The following is a 16,221-nucleotide window of genomic DNA, read 5'->3' as shown; positions in this document are numbered from 1 at the left end:
CCCATCTCTTTGCGAACCGCCGTATACGAGACCCGTACGTACGGTGGTGTGAGAGGCGCACTCCGTCAGTTACTGGCGGAGCCGTCTACTCGATTGGCAGAAGATTTAATTCTCCGTTTTGATTCTTAAAGGCAGTATTTTCTCAATTGTCAATTTTGTGATTTTATGAATAGTTAAGTTGTCAAAACCTTTTTTAATATTCAAAACAACTTTTTTTGTTAAAATCTTTATTCCATTACTGTTACAAACAAAATATGATTTTGGCGAAGCCAAAATCATATTTTATTAGAAAATTTATTTGTCATTCATAAGTTTTGAAAATGCTTCAAATAAATTATAAATGCTTCTTTCATTTTCAACTGGATATTCAGCACCTTGATGTAAAGCATTTCCTTCTCCTCTGTATGCTTGTATTCTTAAAACATCAGCTTTGGGCCAATCTTTTAAACTACTTCGGTTTTTTTGTTCAATGTATGATATTCTTAAATTTCCAACTTCAATGTAAATATTTCCTTTTGAATCAGTTTTGGTTTCCATTTTATTTCTTTATGAATTTATTGGTTACTATTTTATTGCCATCTTTTATTTTGATAATGTATATTCCGCTTGTCAAATCAGAAACCATTATTTGTCCATTTGTAATAGTGCCTGAAATAATTTTTGAACCCAACAAATTAAATATTTCATAGTTTAAAAAAATATTGGTATTTGCTACATTTAAAATGTCTTTAACAGGATTTGGGTAAATTTTAAGTTTATCTATTTCAAATTCGTTATTTGATAATGGTGCTGTTCCTCCCAATAAACGTGCTATGCTGCGGCGTGTGTTATCTATTGTATTAAAAAAAGAACCTACTACTAATATCTTCCCATCTGTTTGTAAATCTATATCGTTTACATATGAACTGGCAAGTGTATTGTTTGGGCTTGCTTCCGTTAAAAATGAGGTATCCTTAGTGCCATCATTATTTAAACGAATAAGATTATTTGCGATGATACCATTATAATTTGTGAATGATCCACCTATTAAAATTTTACCATCTGCTTGAATTTTTATTTTCGAAATTGATTTATCAAAACTTGTACCTACAATTATAAACGAGCTATCTATTGTACCGTTGGAATTTAAACGTATTATTCTTTTAGCTGGTGTGCCGTTATAATTCATAAAATTTCCACCAACTAAAATTTTATTATCAGATTGTACTGTTATATCATATATTATATTATCAAAACCACTTCCAATTTGAAAAGAATTGTCAATGCTACCATTTGCATTTAACCTAATAATTCTATTAGATGAAACTCCATTATAAGTTGTAAAATTTCCACCAACTAAAATTTTACCATCAGTTTGTAGTACAATTGTTGTGATTCCAAGATTAAAGCCAGTATTTGAAACAAAAGAATTGTCGACTGTCCCATTGTTATTTAAACGAATAATACGAGCTGATGGAATACCATTGTAATATGTATAGTTAGTTTCACCTAGTATTATTTTACCATCGGGTTGCAGACAAATTAGATAAGTACTATAATTTTGCAAACTACTTGTAGAAAATGAATTATCTATACTTCCATTACTATTCAAACGAGTAATATATTTGGTAAATTGTACACCATTATAATATGTGAAATAACCACTAACTAAAATTTTCCCATCTGGTTGTGGTACGATACATCTAATATAAGGATTTGCACCTGTGAAGCCTGTTCCTGATGAAAATGAAGAATCAACATACCCATTATTATCTAAAAGCACAATACTGTTAGCTATTGAGCTGTTATAAGTTTCACTATTACCGCCAACTAAAATTTTTCCGTCTGATTTTATAGCAATTGCCATTACATAATTTGGTACAGATGAATCAGGATAAATTCCAACTTTATTTGCAAAAGATGTAAAAAAGCTCCCATCATCGTTTAATACTCGAATTCTATTTGAGTTTAAAGGACCTGAAACAGTATTGACTGTTGAATTAAAACTTCCGCCAATCAAAATTTTAGCACCTACTGCAATTGATAATACGGAATTATCCAGTCCGTTACCGCTCGAAATGAATGTGGTATCTACTGTGCCGTTTGCATTTAATTGGGTTATTTTATTAGAAATTACTCCTTTATAAGTTGTATAATTTCCACATATAATTATTTTATCATTAACGAGAGGATAAATACTATAAACAGTTGAATTGAATCCAGTTCCAATTCCAAAAGTATTATTAATGGTGCCATCATTATTTAATTTTATGATTCTATTTGCAGACACTTGGGTTGATACTCCGCTAACTATTGCGGTACAAGTGGTAAAATCGCCACCTACAACAGAACTACCATCTGAAAGCAAAGCAATCTTATTAACATTATTATTAAAAGTAGTAAAAAAGGACGTATCAAGAGCGCCATTACTATTAAGACGGACAATTCTATTTTTATTAGAACCGTTATATAATGTGAAAGAACCACCAATTAACATTTTACCATCTGTTTGTATAGCAATGCTTTTAATACTATTGTTGAAGCCTGTACCTACTAAAAATGAAGTGTCAATGCTTCCGTTACTATTTAATCGAACAATTTTACTAACAGAATTACCATTATAGGTTGTAAAATCGCCGCCAATTATAAGTTTACCGTCTGATTGAATAGCAATTGCGAGAACATTACCATTAAATCCACTACCAATTATAAAAGAACTATCAATGCTACCGTCTGTATTTAAAAGAATAATTCGATTTGAAGTATTTCCATTATAATTGGTAAAATTGCCACCAACCATAATTTTACCAGTAGATGTTTCAATAATGCAATTAACTGAATTGTTAAAACCAATTCCAGTATTAAAACTTGTATCAATACCACCATTAATGTTAATACAAGCTATATTATTGGCAGTTGTACCAAAATAAGATGAAAAGAAACCTCCTAAATAGATTTTGGCGAATGATGAATACATTACTGAATTTACCACATCAGTAGATTGACTAAAACCTGAATTATTGGAATTATTAAAAGTGAGGTCAACATCCGCTGGATTTTGTGAAAAGCTACAATATCCAATAAGCATAAAAATAATCAGTAATTTTTTTTTCATTTTATTATAAATTTAATTTGCCCACTTTCAGATTCTTTTTAGTCGCTGTTTCGGCTTTTCCGACTTTTAGTTTCAAATTTTTTAGTTTTCGAGAAGTTTCCTTTTAGCCCGAACGCTGGTCAAAATTTTCTGCCAACTTGCATATAGGCGAAATTAAACTTCGTATATACACCCAATTCTGGGTAGATTGGCGAAGTTTTGTTTCGCTTTATTTATTTTCAAATATATTGAAAAATTCTTACAAATCATCAAAAGGACTTTTAATTTGTTGAATGCTTTTGGTACTTACATGTGTGTAGATTTCAGTAGTTTTGCTACTGTTGTGACCTAATAGTTCTTGTATATATCTAAGATCAGTTCCACTTTCTAATAAATGAGTGGCATAACTATGGCGCAACCAATGTAGCGTAACGGGCTTTTTAATATTGGCTTTTACTATGGCTTGTTTTAGGATGAGTTGCAAACTCCGAGCGTCATAGGGTTGTCCTGTTCCTCGTCCTTCAAATAAATAAGCAGTTGGTTTATAAACGGTATAATAGTCACGCAGCATTTCTAAAATTTTAGGACTCAAAGGTACAATTCGGTCTTTTTTCCCTTTTGCATTTTTGAGTAATACAATATTCCTTTGCGAGTCAATATGAACGGGCTGCAGTGCTAATAATTCACCGCAACGTAAGCCACAACTATAAATTAATGATAGCATCATTTTATGTTTGATATTGCTGTGGGCATTCAAGATTAATTTTATTTCCTCTTTACTTAAAACATTAGGTAATAGTTTAGCTCGTTTTGGCCGGTGAATTTTGTCAATATCGATTTTGGTTTCTCTAACTGTTATGAAAAATAATTTGATAGCGTTCACCGTTTGATTCTGGTAGGAAGCCGAAAGATTGTTTTTTAAAATATACTCGTTATTATATATTATCACGTCCTCATTATTGATTTCTACAACTGGTTTTTCGCTGTGGAAAATCAAGAAAGATTTTAAGGCTTCGCAATAGGTAGTTATGGTACTTTCGCTATAGCGTTTGGAACGCATCCATTGTTTGAATTTTTGTATTTGAACAATTCCTTCAGGTGAAGGGAGCGAATATGACGGAGGTTCTATCTTGAAACGTTCTCGGTTTTCGATTGTATCTGGGATGTGCCAAACCGTTTTCTGATGACTCCATCGTACTCCTTCTATTTGTTTTACACGGGCAATCAGGTCTTGACTTTTTTCAAAATAAACGGCGATTCTATTTTCGCTATTGTGTTGTATCAATTTTGCTGCCCAAGTCATATCGTGTTGATTTTCTGATTGAAAGATACTATTTTTTTATAAATATTCCTTTATTACACCAATGGTTCTTGCAGTATAGCAGCTTTTTTGCGTGAGGGATAGCAGTGAAATTCCTTTTTCGTCAGTTCGAGTTTCCGCTTTTTAGCGGAAGTATCGAGAACAAGAAAAAGATTGCAACGGATAGCCCGACCTGTAGTCTCGTTTTTTGGGACGAGACGGAGGGGCACGCCCAAATGATTTAAGATTGTAGAGGAACGATTTTTGATTTTACAGTTGGTAGTAACGATTCCTTACATACATCAGAAAGTTTTGTGTTATCGCCTCAATTTGTGAGGAAATCCCAAATCTGAATTAATTTTTCCAGTTATCTAATTATCTAATTTTCAAATTAACCTATCTTTGCCCGCCGAACAATCGGTAGAAAAACGTTACTATGAAGTTTGATTTATTGAAAACAGACCCGCAGTCAAAAGCTAGAGCGGGAACTATTACTACTGATCACGGTGTGATTGAAACACCTATTTTTATGCCTGTGGGTACGGTAGCCTCTGTAAAAGGGGTGCATCAACGGGAATTGAAAGAAGATATAAATCCGGATATTATCTTGGGAAACACCTATCATTTATACTTGCGTCCGCAAACCGAAATTCTGGAGAAAGCCGGTGGATTGCATAAATTCATGAACTGGGACCGTAATATTTTGACGGATTCTGGCGGATACCAAGTGTATTCGCTATCGGCCAACCGAAAAATTAAGGAAGAAGGGGTGAAGTTCAAATCGCATATTGACGGTTCGTATCACTTTTTTACCCCAGAGAATGTGATGGAAATTCAACGTACCATAGGTGCCGATATTATCATGGCTTTTGATGAATGTACGCCTTATCCTTGCGATTACCGTTATGCACAACGCTCGATGCACATGACGCACCGCTGGTTAGACCGTTGCATCAGTCACTTGGATAAAGTGCCATTGAAATACGGTTACGACCAAACGTTTTTCCCAATTATTCAGGGAAGTACGTACAAAGATTTACGAAGACAATCAGCCGAATATATTGCGAATTCCAATCAACAGGGAAATGCCATTGGTGGACTTTCAGTTGGGGAACCGGCAGAGGAAATGTACGCGATGACGGAAGTAGTTTGTGAAATTTTACCAGAAGACAAACCGCGTTATCTGATGGGCGTGGGAACTCCAATAAATATTCTCGAAAATATTGCGCTTGGAATCGACATGTTTGACTGTGTGATGCCTACGCGTAATGCCAGAAACGGAATGCTTTTTACGGCGAACGGTTCTATAAATATCAAAAACAAAAAATGGGCCGATGATTTTTCTCCTATTGACGAAATGGCCATCACTTATGTAGATACGGAATACACCAAAGCGTATTTGCGTCACCTTTTTGCTGCCAATGAATACCTAGGGAAACAAATTGCCACAATCCATAATCTTGGGTTTTATATGTGGTTGGTTCGTGAGGCTAGAAAACATATCTTAGCAGGCGATTTCAAACCTTGGAAAGAAATGATGGTGAAGAATATGAGCCAAAGATTGTAAATTTGTTGATTTGTTTATTCGTTGATTTGTTTAACTGAATAACCTATTAATTGATTTAACTGTTTAAGCGTTTAACTGTTTAACCGAATAACCAAATTAACGAATAACCGATTCACCATTTTAACGAATGACCAAATAAACGATTAACCGAATAAACCTTTATGTTAACAATAATAGACAAATACATCCTAAAAAGATATTTAGCCACGTTTTCGGCTATGTTGTTAATGTTCATACCTATAGGAATTGTTATTGATGTTTCGGAGAAGATCAATTTCATGCTGGAGAATAAAGTTCCCTTTGTGGAAATTGCCATCTACTATTATAATTTCACGATTTATTTTGCGAATTCCTTATTTCCGATCTTTTTGTTTTTATCGATTATCTGGTTTACTTCAAAATTAGCCAACAACACCGAGATTATCGCCGTTTTAAGTTCGGGTATTTCGTTTACCCGATTTTTAAGACCTTACGTGATTGGCGCTTCCATTGTTTCGGTTTTTGTTTTATTGATGGGATTTTTTATTGTTCCAAAAGCCAGCGAAGGCTTCAATAACTTTAGATACACCTATTTAAAAACGGGAGGAAGAGAAGCCATGCGAGGCGATGACACTGATGTTTACAGACAAATTAGCGATACTGAATTTATCTATGTCAATAGCTTTAATCCATTGTCTAAGATTGCTTTTAATTTTTCATTGGAGAAATTTAAAGAGCAAAAATTAGTTTACAAAATTACCGCAAGCAGAATAAAATGGAACCCAAAGACGCGTAATTATACGATGTATGATTATACGAAAAGAACAGTCGGGGTATTGAATGATAAAATTGAAAAGGCACCGGAAAAATTAGCGAAGTTTAATTTTGATTTAGAAGATTTAGCACCTGTGGTCTATATTGCCGAGACTTTGACTTTGAATAAATTAATCAAATTTATTGACAAAGAACGAAAGCGTGGCTCCTCGAACATCAATGTCTATTTAGTGGTTTTGTACAAAAAATTTAGTGTTCCGGTATCAGCTTTTATTCTAACGATTATTGCAGTTTCGGTGTCATCGATGAAACGTCGAGGCGGGATGGGAATAAATCTTGCCATAGGAATTGCATTGGCTTTTGCCTTTGTTTTCTTTGATAAAATATTTGGAGTATTGGCCGAGAAATCGAGTATTCCCCCATTTTTGGCCGTTTGGTTGCCCAATGTTGGTTTTGGGATATTAGCCATTTATTTATTACGGAATGCAAAACGATAAAATCAAGAGTTACTTAAACCTCCATTTGATTGTCTTTATTTGGGGTTTTACCGCCATTTTAGGCGCTTTAATCACCATAACTGCAGATTCTTTAGTTTGGTATCGAATGTTTTTTGCCAGTGTTTTTTTATCGCTATTTATTATATTCAAAAAGAAATCATTTCGGATTCCAATGAAATCTTTCCTCAAATTGATTTTTGTGGGCTTATTGATAGCGCTGCATTGGATCTTTTTTTTCAAAGCCATTCATGTTTCTAATGTCTCGATTACGCTTTCGGTTTTCTCGTTGGGTGCGTTTTTTGCTTCAATATTGGAACCTATTTTTTATGGCAGAAAAGTGCTTTGGTATGAAGTGTTTTTTGGACTCATTATCATTGCCGGTCTTGGACTGATTATGAAAGTTGAGGTCAATTACTTAGAAGGCATGTTGTATGCGTTGGTGGCCATTATATTAGGTGTTTTGTTTACCCTTATGAATGGGAAATTAATAGAAAACCACGATCCTTCGGTTATTTCTTTTTATGAATTTCTGGCGGGTGTTTTCTTTATCACCATTTACTTTATATTTCAACAAAAATTCTCTTTAGATTTCTTTGTTTTAACAGCCAACAATTGGATTTTAATTCTGATTTTAGCCTCTATTTGTACGGCTTATGCTTTTACGGCATCGGTAAAAGTGATGCAAAAACTGACGCCTTATACGGTAATGCTGACTACCAATTTAGAACCGGTTTATGGCATTATTTTGGCATATTTTATCCTTGGAGGAAAAGAAAAAATGAGTGTTGAATTTTATATCGGAGCCGTAATAATTGTCATCACCGTCATCCTAAATGGTGTGATTAAACATTATAAAAAAGACGATTAAATTGGTTTCTTGGTATTAGTTTTTTTTAAAAAATTTGTAATTTTCCGGTTGGGTGTAATTATAAAGAATAGACGTTGATAACTAAACATAAAATTTAACCACATAGAAAAGTTAAAAAAAAGAGATGAATAGCCCAATGATTAGGTTCACGTAGCTATGTTTTCTTTATGTAGGGTGAAACGACTTTTAAAATACACAAAAACTATGTCTCTATGTGGTGAAAAAAAATTGAACTGCACCCAACGGGTTTATTATTTATTGTTTCTTCCCATTGCCTTTATTTTAAGATTGTATTAAACAAGTAGTTGAATCGAAACTCCGCGTTAAACAGTTCTATTCCAATATTAAATCAGACCTTTGTACTATGAAAAAAAATAAAAAGATAATAGGGTTTTCAATACTTGCTATAATTTTATTCTTTGTGGGGAAAGAGATTTATGATATGAATATCAATCATAATTTTGAGACGATTACGGAAGGAAAAGTTTACAAATCTGGGGTTATTCCGCCGGAGGAATTAGAAAGTTATGTTACCAAATATCATATAAAATCTATTGTCGATTTGCGTTTTCCGGGAACGACAGATTTAAAAAATAATCCTGAAATCCCAGCGGAATTAACCGCTGAAAAAGAGGCCGTAGCAAAAATAAAAGGCGTTAACTATTTTAATAATGGTTCCGATCAAGTTCCAAAACAAGAAAATTTGGACACGTTTTTTAAAATAATGGACAACAAGGAAAATTATCCGGTGCTGATTCATTGTTATCATGGTATCGGTCGTGCCGAAATGTATTCCGCATTGTATCGAATTGAGTATGAAAATTTCACCAATGAAGCGGCGCGTCAAGGAGTAAGAACACTAATAAAATTCAGCTCCTTTGATGATGGAACTCCAAAAGGGGAATATTTAAAAGCCTATCATTCCAGAAAAGAAGTAGCAGCAAAGAAGAACTAATTTAAAATCCAAAAGGCATTCAAATTGATATAGTTAAGATTCTATTTTTAATCTTCGAAAAGAAAGTAAATGTAGCTTTCGTAGGATTTATAATCCAATATTTATCCTTTACAAAGTGTAGTAGGAGACATAAATTAGAAAATAGCCATTTTGAACGATTTAAAATTTTATATTTGCCGTTCGAATTAAAAACAAAACGTAGAAATCCTATGGAATATTTAGATTTTGAACTTCCAATAAAAGAACTAGAAGATCAGTTAGATAAATGTCTAGTTATTGGTCAAGAATCAGATGTTGATGTAACGAATACTTGCAAGCAAATCAACAAAAAACTAGAAGAAACTAAAAGGAGTATTTATAAAAATTTAACAGCTTGGCAACGTGTTCAACTATCGAGACACCCAAGCCGTCCTTATACAATGGACCATGTTCGGGCGCTATGTGGCGAAACTTTCCTGGAACTTTTTGGTGATAGAGGTTTTAAAGATGATAAAGCCATGATTGGTGGTTTAGGAAAAATTGATGGTCAGTCTTTTATGATTGTAGGTCAACAAAAAGGATTTAATACTAAAACGCGTCAGTTCCGTAATTTTGGAATGGCAAATCCAGAAGGGTACCGCAAAGCATTGCGATTGATGAAAATGGCAGAGAAATTTGGCATTCCGGTTTTGACTTTAGTTGATACTCCGGGAGCATATCCAGGTCTTGAAGCGGAGGAACGCGGACAAGGTGAAGCAATTGCTAGAAACATTTTTGAAATGGTTCGTTTAAAAGTGCCAATTATTACAGTTATTGTTGGAGAAGGAGCATCAGGTGGAGCATTAGGAATAGGTGTGGGAGATAGAGTTTATATGATGGAAAACACATGGTATTCTGTTATTTCACCAGAATCATGTTCTTCTATTCTTTGGAAAAGTTGGGAGTATAAAGAGCAAGCTGCTGAAGCTTTGAAATTAACTTCCACTGACATGAAAAAACAAAAATTAGTCGATGATATTATCCCGGAACCATTAGGTGGAGCGCATTACGATAGAGAAACCGCTTTCAAAACCGTGGAGCAATATATCATGAAAGGTTTTAATGAATTGAAAGACTTATCAACAGAGCAATTAATTGCCCAAAGAATGGACAAATACAGTAAAATGGGCGAGTACAAGGAATAAATTTTTATGAAATTAAATTTAATCCGTCTCGTTGACAAACGAGACGGATTTTTTTTTGGTTATAAACAAAAAATAGTTACTTATCAACATTTATTCGTAACAACTCAAACACTATAATTTTTTAATTTTAGCTACTTTCGCTACATGGAAAACTTCAAAAACATAAACCCAGTAAGGATCGATAAATCAACAATAATAAACCTAGAAAAAGGGAAATTACCTCCTCAAGTTTTAGATTTGGAAGAGGCAGTCCTTGGTGCCATGATGATTGATAAAAAAGGGGTAGATGATGTAATTGACATTTTACAGCCTGACGCATTTTATAAAGATGCACATAAATATATTTTTGAAGCTATTGTTCAGCTTTTTACAGAAACGCAGCCTATTGACTTATTGACCGTTTCTGCCCAACTTAGAAAAAATGCGAAATTAGATTTAGCGGGCGGTGATTTTTACTTAATCCAGCTTACGCAAAAAATTTCCTCTTCGGCTCATATCGAATTTCACTCGAGAATTATTCTTCAAAAATACATTCAACGGAGTTTGATTCGGATTTCATCAGAAATCATTGAAGAATCCTACGATGAAACGACTGATGTTTTTGAACTATTAGACAAAGCAGAATCTAAATTATACGAAGTTACTCAAGGAAATGTAAAAAGAAGCTCCGAAACGGCTCAGAGTTTAGTATTGCAAGCCAAAAAACGAATTGAAGAAATTGCCGGTCAAGAGGGATTAAGTGGAGTAGAAACTGGTTTTGAAAAATTAGACAAAGTTACTTCAGGGTGGCAACCAAGTGATTTAATTATTATTGCGGCGAGACCGGGTATGGGTAAAACGGCATTTGTACTTTCTATGGCAAGAAACGTTGCGATAGATTCAGGGAAAGCGGTCGCCTTATTTTCGCTAGAGATGTCCTCTGTTCAGTTGATTACAAGATTGATTTCATCTGAAACTGGCTTGTCGTCTGAAAAGCTTAGAACTGGAAAATTAGAAAAACATGAATGGGAGCAATTAAGTACCAAAGTAAAAGACTTAGAAAAAGCACCACTATATATTGATGATTCACCGTCGCTTTCCATTTTTGATTTAAGAGCAAAAGCAAGACGTTTGGTTTCACAACATGATGTAAAAATTATTATTGTAGATTATTTGCAATTGATGACGGCCGGTGGAAACGGAAAAGGAGGAGGAAACCGTGAACAGGAAATCTCGACCATTTCCAGAAACTTAAAAGCATTGGCAAAGGAACTAAATGTTCCCGTAATTGCACTTTCTCAGTTGTCGCGTGCTGTTGAGACTCGTGGATCCAGTAAAAGACCATTGCTTTCCGATTTACGTGAATCGGGTGCAATTGAACAAGATGCTGATATTGTTTCGTTTATTTATCGACCGGAATATTATAAAATTGACGAGTGGGATGACGATGAACAATCACCAACCGCTGGTCAAGCCGAATTTATTATTGCCAAGCACAGGAATGGTAGTTTAGAAAACGTTCGTTTGAAGTTTATTGGAAATCTGGGTAAATTTGATAACTTGGAAGATCACAGCGGTGGTTACGATGATTTGCCTTCAAAAATGAATCATGATGAAAACGCTTTTATAACCAAATCTTTTCCTTCGGCAAATGAAGCTTTTGGAAGTAATTTGAATGATGATGACGATAGTGATGTCCCGTTTTAGAAAAATAAAATAAATTTTTTGGTTCTTATATAGTACCACTAGAAAAGCCTAAATCATTGAAATGATTTAGGCTTTTTTTTAATAGTATAAATAGGCAATTTGTTTTGTTAAGGTAATATTAATTAGTAGTTTAGCGAATAATTGTTTTTATTTTAAATTACGTAGAAATATGTCTGAAGAAAATTTTACTGAAAACCTAGTCCCAAATAAAGTAACAAACGCAATATCACTTGATGCAGCACAACGCTGGGCTAAGCGTTGGTCTAAAGAAGAGGGTCAATACAATAAACATCATCAGGTGCATGCTTTTCTAATTCCAAAAAAAGACATTCAGGAAGTCTTGACTGAAGGTATAGATGCTGTGAGAGCTTATATTGGTGTGGATGATAAAGGCGTTGAAAAATTAATGATTGTAGGTACTAAATACGATCCTGAAACAAAAATTTATGTAGATATGATCACGAAGCTTGATGTTGAAAATAATACTGTAGTAGCTGATAGTATTTATGATTTTACTCAACCTTGTCCACCAGAGGGTGACCCAAATAGCCCTTTAAATGTTTACAACTAAATGTATTATTTATTTGTATATATCGGAGAATTAATTTTGCTGCTTAATCTAATCCTGTTTGTAAAAGGCTTTCCCAATCAAGGAAGAGCCTATAGGATTTTTACTGGATATTTGGGTATAATTTTAATTATTGAAGTTTTATCGGGGATATTAAAAAGACTACATATTCACAATCTATTCTTATCCCATTTTTATTTTATAGGACAGTTTGTTATACTGAGTTTTTTTTACCTGGCGATTTTAAAGGATACTCATCAAAAAAAAATAATCCAGATTAGTTTTGTCATCGGTTTATTGGCTTTAATGATCCAATACGGGTATGATTCCAGTTTGTTTTTTGCATTCAATTTATTCGAAATAGTAATTACCTCCTTTTTGCTAATTGTGTTTGCTACCTTTCATTTTTACAATATGTTAAATGGAAAAAAAGAGTTCTATTACATCAATACGGGAATTCTAATGTATTTATTTGGAAGTACCATTTTATTTCTTGTAGGGAATTTAACAGCGAAATTAAGTCCTACAATGAGCTATAATACATGGACTTTGAATGCTTTTTTATACATTGTTTACCAATTTTTTGTATTTGTAGAGTGGAAAAAGAGTTTTTCAAATAAGACAGGTCAATAATAAAAGTGATGATGATGAATCAGGCATACGAAAAAGAAATTGTTGCAATCATTTTATATACCTCGGCATTTTTTATAATAATGTCTGTGGTTTTAGTCCTATTTTTTTATTTTTCGAGAAAGAAAATTATCCAAAAGGAATTGGAAAAAAAAGATTTAGAAATCCAGTATCAAAAAGAGCTTTTAAGTGCCGTAATTATTACTCAAGAAGACGAACGTAAACGAATAGCTCAGGATTTACACGATGATATTAGTTCTAAACTTAATATCGTTTCGTTGAATAGTCATTTGCTAACGACGCCCAACTTGTCAGAAGCAGAAGTAAAAGAAATTACAGGGAATATTATCAATCTTACGGGTAAAGCATTGGACAACTCGAGGAAAATTGCTCATGGTTTGTTACCTCCAGTTTTAGATAAATTTGGTCTTCATGCCGGTGTCGAAGAACTATGTTTGGAATTTAGCAGCAGTAAATCAGTAGAGGTCAATTACCAGAATAATGTTCAGTTTAATGATTCAGATAAGGACAAGCATTTGCATGTTTTTAGAGTGTTACAAGAATTAATGAATAATTCATTGCGTCATGGAAAAGCGAGCATAGTTTCCATTCTTTTTGAAGAAAACAATAATGTAAAAACCTGTCGGTATTCTGATAACGGAATTGGATTTGATTTAAAAAACAGTATAAATCAGAAAGGACTTGGGATGAAAAATATTGAAAGTAGGATCGCTTTTTTAAATGGCGTGATCACAATAGATTCGCAGATTAACAAAGGAATTACAGTTGTATTTAATTTTTAAAGTATGAATGATTCTATTAAAATAGTTTTAGTCGATGACGAAATCCTGTTCCGAAAAGGGATTTCTTTCTTGTTGCAAAGAGAGAAAAATTTAGAAATAATATTCGAAGCCTCGAATGGAAGTGAACTTATAACTTTCTTAAAAGAGACGGCTATTTTTCCTGATATTATTATAATGGATCTAAAAATGCCAGAGATAAACGGTGTTGAAGCCACAAAAATCATACACAAAGATTTCCCGGAAATCAAAATTATTGCGTTAACCAGTTATGATTCGAAATCTTTTGTGGCAAATATGATTGATGTGGGGGCAGTTTCTTATCTTATTAAAAATGCTACTCCACAAGAATTAATAACAACCATAAACGAGGTTGCAATAAAAGGGTTTTATTACACAGATTATGTGATGAAAATCATTCAAGATGACGTCTTAACTGTTAAGAAAACCAAAAGTAATTTTGACATTAATTTTCTGACTAGCCGTGAAATTGAAGTACTACAACTCATTTGCAAACAGAAAAATACGGTAGAAATAGGCAGGCAACTTTTTATAAGTCCACGTACTGTTGAGGGACATCGAAATAATTTATTACTTAAAACAGAATCCAGAAATATAGCTGGATTGGTAGTTTATGCCATTCAAAATGAAATCATAGTCCTCGAAGAATAAGGCAAAGTACATTTTGAAAAAATACTTATATTATCAATTAGAATAGTATTAAATACTGAGAAATTGAAAACATAATATATAAAAGGTTATAATTAGTGCAACCAATAAACACAATCCTATTTTTTTAATAATGTTCATGCCATTAAATGGGCTATTATTTTCGTTTAGACTCATCACAAAATTTTTCATTTACTAGATTTATTTAAATTCGATTAGCTAAATTATAAATTATACTTTTCTTGCATATACGTAATTATACGTGTTTTTAGTTTTTTTTAAATGGACAAAATATTTTATAAAGGGAATTAGACATTTTAAATCTTAAATAGGATGCTTGTTATTTTTATTGACTAAATAAATGATTAAATTTGATTACTTTAAATGGCTACTTTATATCTTTTAAGCTAAATGTAATGACCAAACGATTCGTGTATATATTCTTTTTTTTACTTTCCATTGCCGCAAAAGCCTCTTTTATTTTGTTGCCGATGGATGAAACTACGCAACAAAACCATCTTAAAGCATACGGAATTACCTATTGGTGTTTAGACAAAAATTATAAGGCGAGCTGGTTACTGAATTATCGTGGAGGATCATTTCTATTACCCGATGCGCCTGAAATACGCAAAGAATGTCAGATTCGGGGAGTAAGTTTTGAAATCCTTTCCGATAGCGAAGAAGCCAGAATTTTAGATGAAATTTCTAGTCCTTCGCAAAATATGGAAACAGTTATTCTGGAAAAAGCCCCGAAAATTGCTGTTTATACACCCAAAGGAAAACAACCTTGGGATGATGCTGTGACAATGGTTTTGACTTATGCCGAAATTCCATTTACGCCTATTTATGATGAAGAAGTTTTAAGCGACCAACTGCTGCTTTATGATTGGTTGCATTTACATCATGAAGATTTTACCGGTCAATATGGTAAGTTTTTTGGTGCTTACAGAAATGCACCGTGGTATATTGAGCAAAAGAAAGATGCTGAAGCTTTGGCGGCAAAATTAGGATACGCAAAAGTATCTCAAGAAAAAGGAGCGGTTGCTAAAAAAATTAGAGACTTCGTTATAGGTGGCGGATTCATGTTTGCCATGTGTTCCGCGACCGATAGTTTTGATATTGCTTTGGCGGCGGATGGTGTTGATATTTGCGAACCCATGTTTGATGGCGATGCCAGTGCTCCCAATTATCAATCAAAGATTAATTATAGCAATACCTTTGCTTTTAAAGATTTTATTTTAGAGCGAAGACCAGAACAATATGAGTTTTCAGACATTGATATGACTTTGAAAAGAAGAATTCCAATGGAGAAAGATTATTTTACTTTGATGGAATTTTCGGCAAAATGGGATCCAATTCCAAGTATGTTATGTCAAAATCATACGCAACTTGTAAAAGGTTTTATGGGACAAACCACTTCATTCGATACTGCCCTTATAAAATCTAATGTTTTGGTTATGGGAACTTGTGAACTGAACGGTGAAGCGCGATACATTCATGGCGAAAAAGGAAAAGGTATGTATACGTTTTATGGAGGTCACGATCCCGAGGATTTTCAGCACCAAGTGGGTGATCCGCCGACAGTTTTGGATTTGCATCCCAATTCTCCGGGATATCGATTGATTTTGAATAATGTCTTGTTTCCTGCAGCAAGGAAGAAAAAACAGAAAACATAGTCCTATATTTTACTTT

At 33.5% G+C, this 16,221-nt stretch carries 14 protein-coding genes; 11 read left to right on the top strand and 3 right to left on the bottom strand.

The window, feature by feature from the left end:
• Positions 1–294: 294 nt before the first annotated feature.
• The 3 genes from IWX84_RS14365 to IWX84_RS14355 all read right to left on the bottom strand — a co-directional run bounded on the left by IWX84_RS14365 (position 295) and on the right by IWX84_RS14355 (position 4,376).
• Positions 295–537 carry a hypothetical protein gene (locus tag IWX84_RS14365; RefSeq protein ID WP_196851448.1) on the bottom strand — a complete coding sequence of 81 codons (243 nt, stop codon included), beginning with the start codon at positions 535–537 and terminating at the stop codon, positions 295–297.
• A gap of 1 nt (position 538) precedes the next feature.
• Positions 539–3,094: a T9SS type A sorting domain-containing protein gene (locus IWX84_RS14360; protein WP_196851447.1), complete on the bottom strand. Its 2,556-nt coding sequence runs from the start codon at positions 3,092–3,094 to the stop codon at positions 539–541.
• 238 nt (positions 3,095–3,332) lie between these two features.
• Positions 3,333–4,376: a tyrosine-type recombinase/integrase gene (locus tag IWX84_RS14355; RefSeq protein WP_196851446.1), complete on the bottom strand. Its 1,044-nt coding sequence runs from the start codon at positions 4,374–4,376 to the stop codon at positions 3,333–3,335.
• 433 nt (positions 4,377–4,809) lie between these two features.
• On the opposite strand from IWX84_RS14355, the gene tgt reads away from it, so the two are divergent.
• The 11 genes from tgt (at position 4,810) to IWX84_RS14300 (ending at position 16,205) form a co-directional block, all read left to right on the top strand.
• Entirely contained in the window at positions 4,810–5,940 is a 1,131-nt protein-coding gene (tgt, locus tag IWX84_RS14350; protein ID WP_196851445.1) for a tRNA guanosine(34) transglycosylase Tgt, read from the top strand.
• 161 nt (positions 5,941–6,101) lie between these two features.
• Positions 6,102–7,190, top strand: coding sequence for an LptF/LptG family permease (locus IWX84_RS14345; protein ID WP_196851444.1), 1,089 nt, complete (start codon positions 6,102–6,104; stop codon positions 7,188–7,190).
• The gene (locus IWX84_RS14340) at positions 7,177–8,058 is read left to right on the top strand and encodes a DMT family transporter (protein WP_196851443.1); all 882 of its coding nucleotides are present in this window, start codon (positions 7,177–7,179) and stop codon (positions 8,056–8,058) included. Before IWX84_RS14345 ends, IWX84_RS14340 begins: the two co-directional genes overlap by 14 nt.
• Before the next feature lie 364 nt (positions 8,059–8,422).
• Entirely contained in the window at positions 8,423–9,013 is a 591-nt protein-coding gene (locus tag IWX84_RS14335) for a dual specificity protein phosphatase family protein (protein WP_196851442.1), read from the top strand.
• 209 nt (positions 9,014–9,222) lie between these two features.
• A complete protein-coding gene (locus tag IWX84_RS14330) occupies positions 9,223–10,176 on the top strand; it encodes an acetyl-CoA carboxylase carboxyltransferase subunit alpha (protein WP_196851441.1) in 954 nt (317 codons plus the stop codon).
• Between the two features lie 144 nt (positions 10,177–10,320).
• The gene (gene dnaB, locus IWX84_RS14325; protein WP_196851440.1) at positions 10,321–11,862 is read left to right on the top strand and encodes a replicative DNA helicase; all 1,542 of its coding nucleotides are present in this window, start codon (positions 10,321–10,323) and stop codon (positions 11,860–11,862) included.
• Between the two features lie 169 nt (positions 11,863–12,031).
• Positions 12,032–12,433: a hypothetical protein gene (locus tag IWX84_RS14320; protein WP_196851439.1), complete on the top strand. Its 402-nt coding sequence runs from the start codon at positions 12,032–12,034 to the stop codon at positions 12,431–12,433.
• Complete coding sequence (locus tag IWX84_RS14315) at positions 12,434–13,063, top strand: hypothetical protein (RefSeq protein ID WP_196851438.1); 630 nt, start codon at positions 12,434–12,436, stop codon at positions 13,061–13,063.
• A gap of 14 nt (positions 13,064–13,077) precedes the next feature.
• Entirely contained in the window at positions 13,078–13,863 is a 786-nt protein-coding gene (locus tag IWX84_RS14310) for a sensor histidine kinase (protein WP_231385499.1), read from the top strand.
• 3 nt (positions 13,864–13,866) lie between these two features.
• Positions 13,867–14,532 (top strand): response regulator transcription factor, encoded by a 666-nt coding sequence (locus IWX84_RS14305; RefSeq protein ID WP_196851436.1) that lies wholly within the window; start codon positions 13,867–13,869, stop codon positions 14,530–14,532.
• Positions 14,533–14,945: 413 nt separating this feature from the next.
• Positions 14,946–16,205, top strand: a complete 1,260-nt coding sequence (locus IWX84_RS14300; protein ID WP_196851435.1) for an asparagine synthetase B — start codon at positions 14,946–14,948, stop codon at positions 16,203–16,205.
• Positions 16,206–16,221: the final 16 nt, after the last annotated feature.

Source organism: Flavobacterium sp. CG_9.10, assembly GCF_015752245.1.
Lineage (GTDB): Bacteria > Bacteroidota > Bacteroidia > Flavobacteriales > Flavobacteriaceae > Flavobacterium.
Note: the sequence above shows the minus strand (reverse complement) of the source record. Positions and strands in the feature narration are given on the sequence as shown.

Bases quoted from the DNA above. Each gene is read 5' to 3' on its own strand.
- IWX84_RS14365 (WP_196851448.1), bottom strand. From the start codon at position 537: ATGGAAACCAAAACTGATTCAAAAGGAAATATTTACATTGAAGTTGGA.
- IWX84_RS14360 (WP_196851447.1), bottom strand. From the start codon at position 3,094: ATGAAAAAAAAATTACTGATTATTTTTATGCTTATTGGATATTGTAGC.
- IWX84_RS14355 (WP_196851446.1), bottom strand. From the start codon at position 4,376: ATGACTTGGGCAGCAAAATTGATACAACACAATAGCGAAAATAGAATC.
- tgt (WP_196851445.1), top strand. From the start codon at position 4,810: ATGAAGTTTGATTTATTGAAAACAGACCCGCAGTCAAAAGCTAGAGCG.
- IWX84_RS14345 (WP_196851444.1), top strand. From the start codon at position 6,102: ATGTTAACAATAATAGACAAATACATCCTAAAAAGATATTTAGCCACG.
- IWX84_RS14340 (WP_196851443.1), top strand. From the start codon at position 7,177: ATGCAAAACGATAAAATCAAGAGTTACTTAAACCTCCATTTGATTGTC.
- IWX84_RS14335 (WP_196851442.1), top strand. From the start codon at position 8,423: ATGAAAAAAAATAAAAAGATAATAGGGTTTTCAATACTTGCTATAATT.
- IWX84_RS14330 (WP_196851441.1), top strand. From the start codon at position 9,223: ATGGAATATTTAGATTTTGAACTTCCAATAAAAGAACTAGAAGATCAG.
- dnaB (WP_196851440.1), top strand. From the start codon at position 10,321: ATGGAAAACTTCAAAAACATAAACCCAGTAAGGATCGATAAATCAACA.
- IWX84_RS14320 (WP_196851439.1), top strand. From the start codon at position 12,032: ATGTCTGAAGAAAATTTTACTGAAAACCTAGTCCCAAATAAAGTAACA.
- IWX84_RS14315 (WP_196851438.1), top strand. From the start codon at position 12,434: ATGTATTATTTATTTGTATATATCGGAGAATTAATTTTGCTGCTTAAT.
- IWX84_RS14310 (WP_231385499.1), top strand. From the start codon at position 13,078: ATGAATCAGGCATACGAAAAAGAAATTGTTGCAATCATTTTATATACC.
- IWX84_RS14305 (WP_196851436.1), top strand. From the start codon at position 13,867: ATGAATGATTCTATTAAAATAGTTTTAGTCGATGACGAAATCCTGTTC.
- IWX84_RS14300 (WP_196851435.1), top strand. From the start codon at position 14,946: ATGACCAAACGATTCGTGTATATATTCTTTTTTTTACTTTCCATTGCC.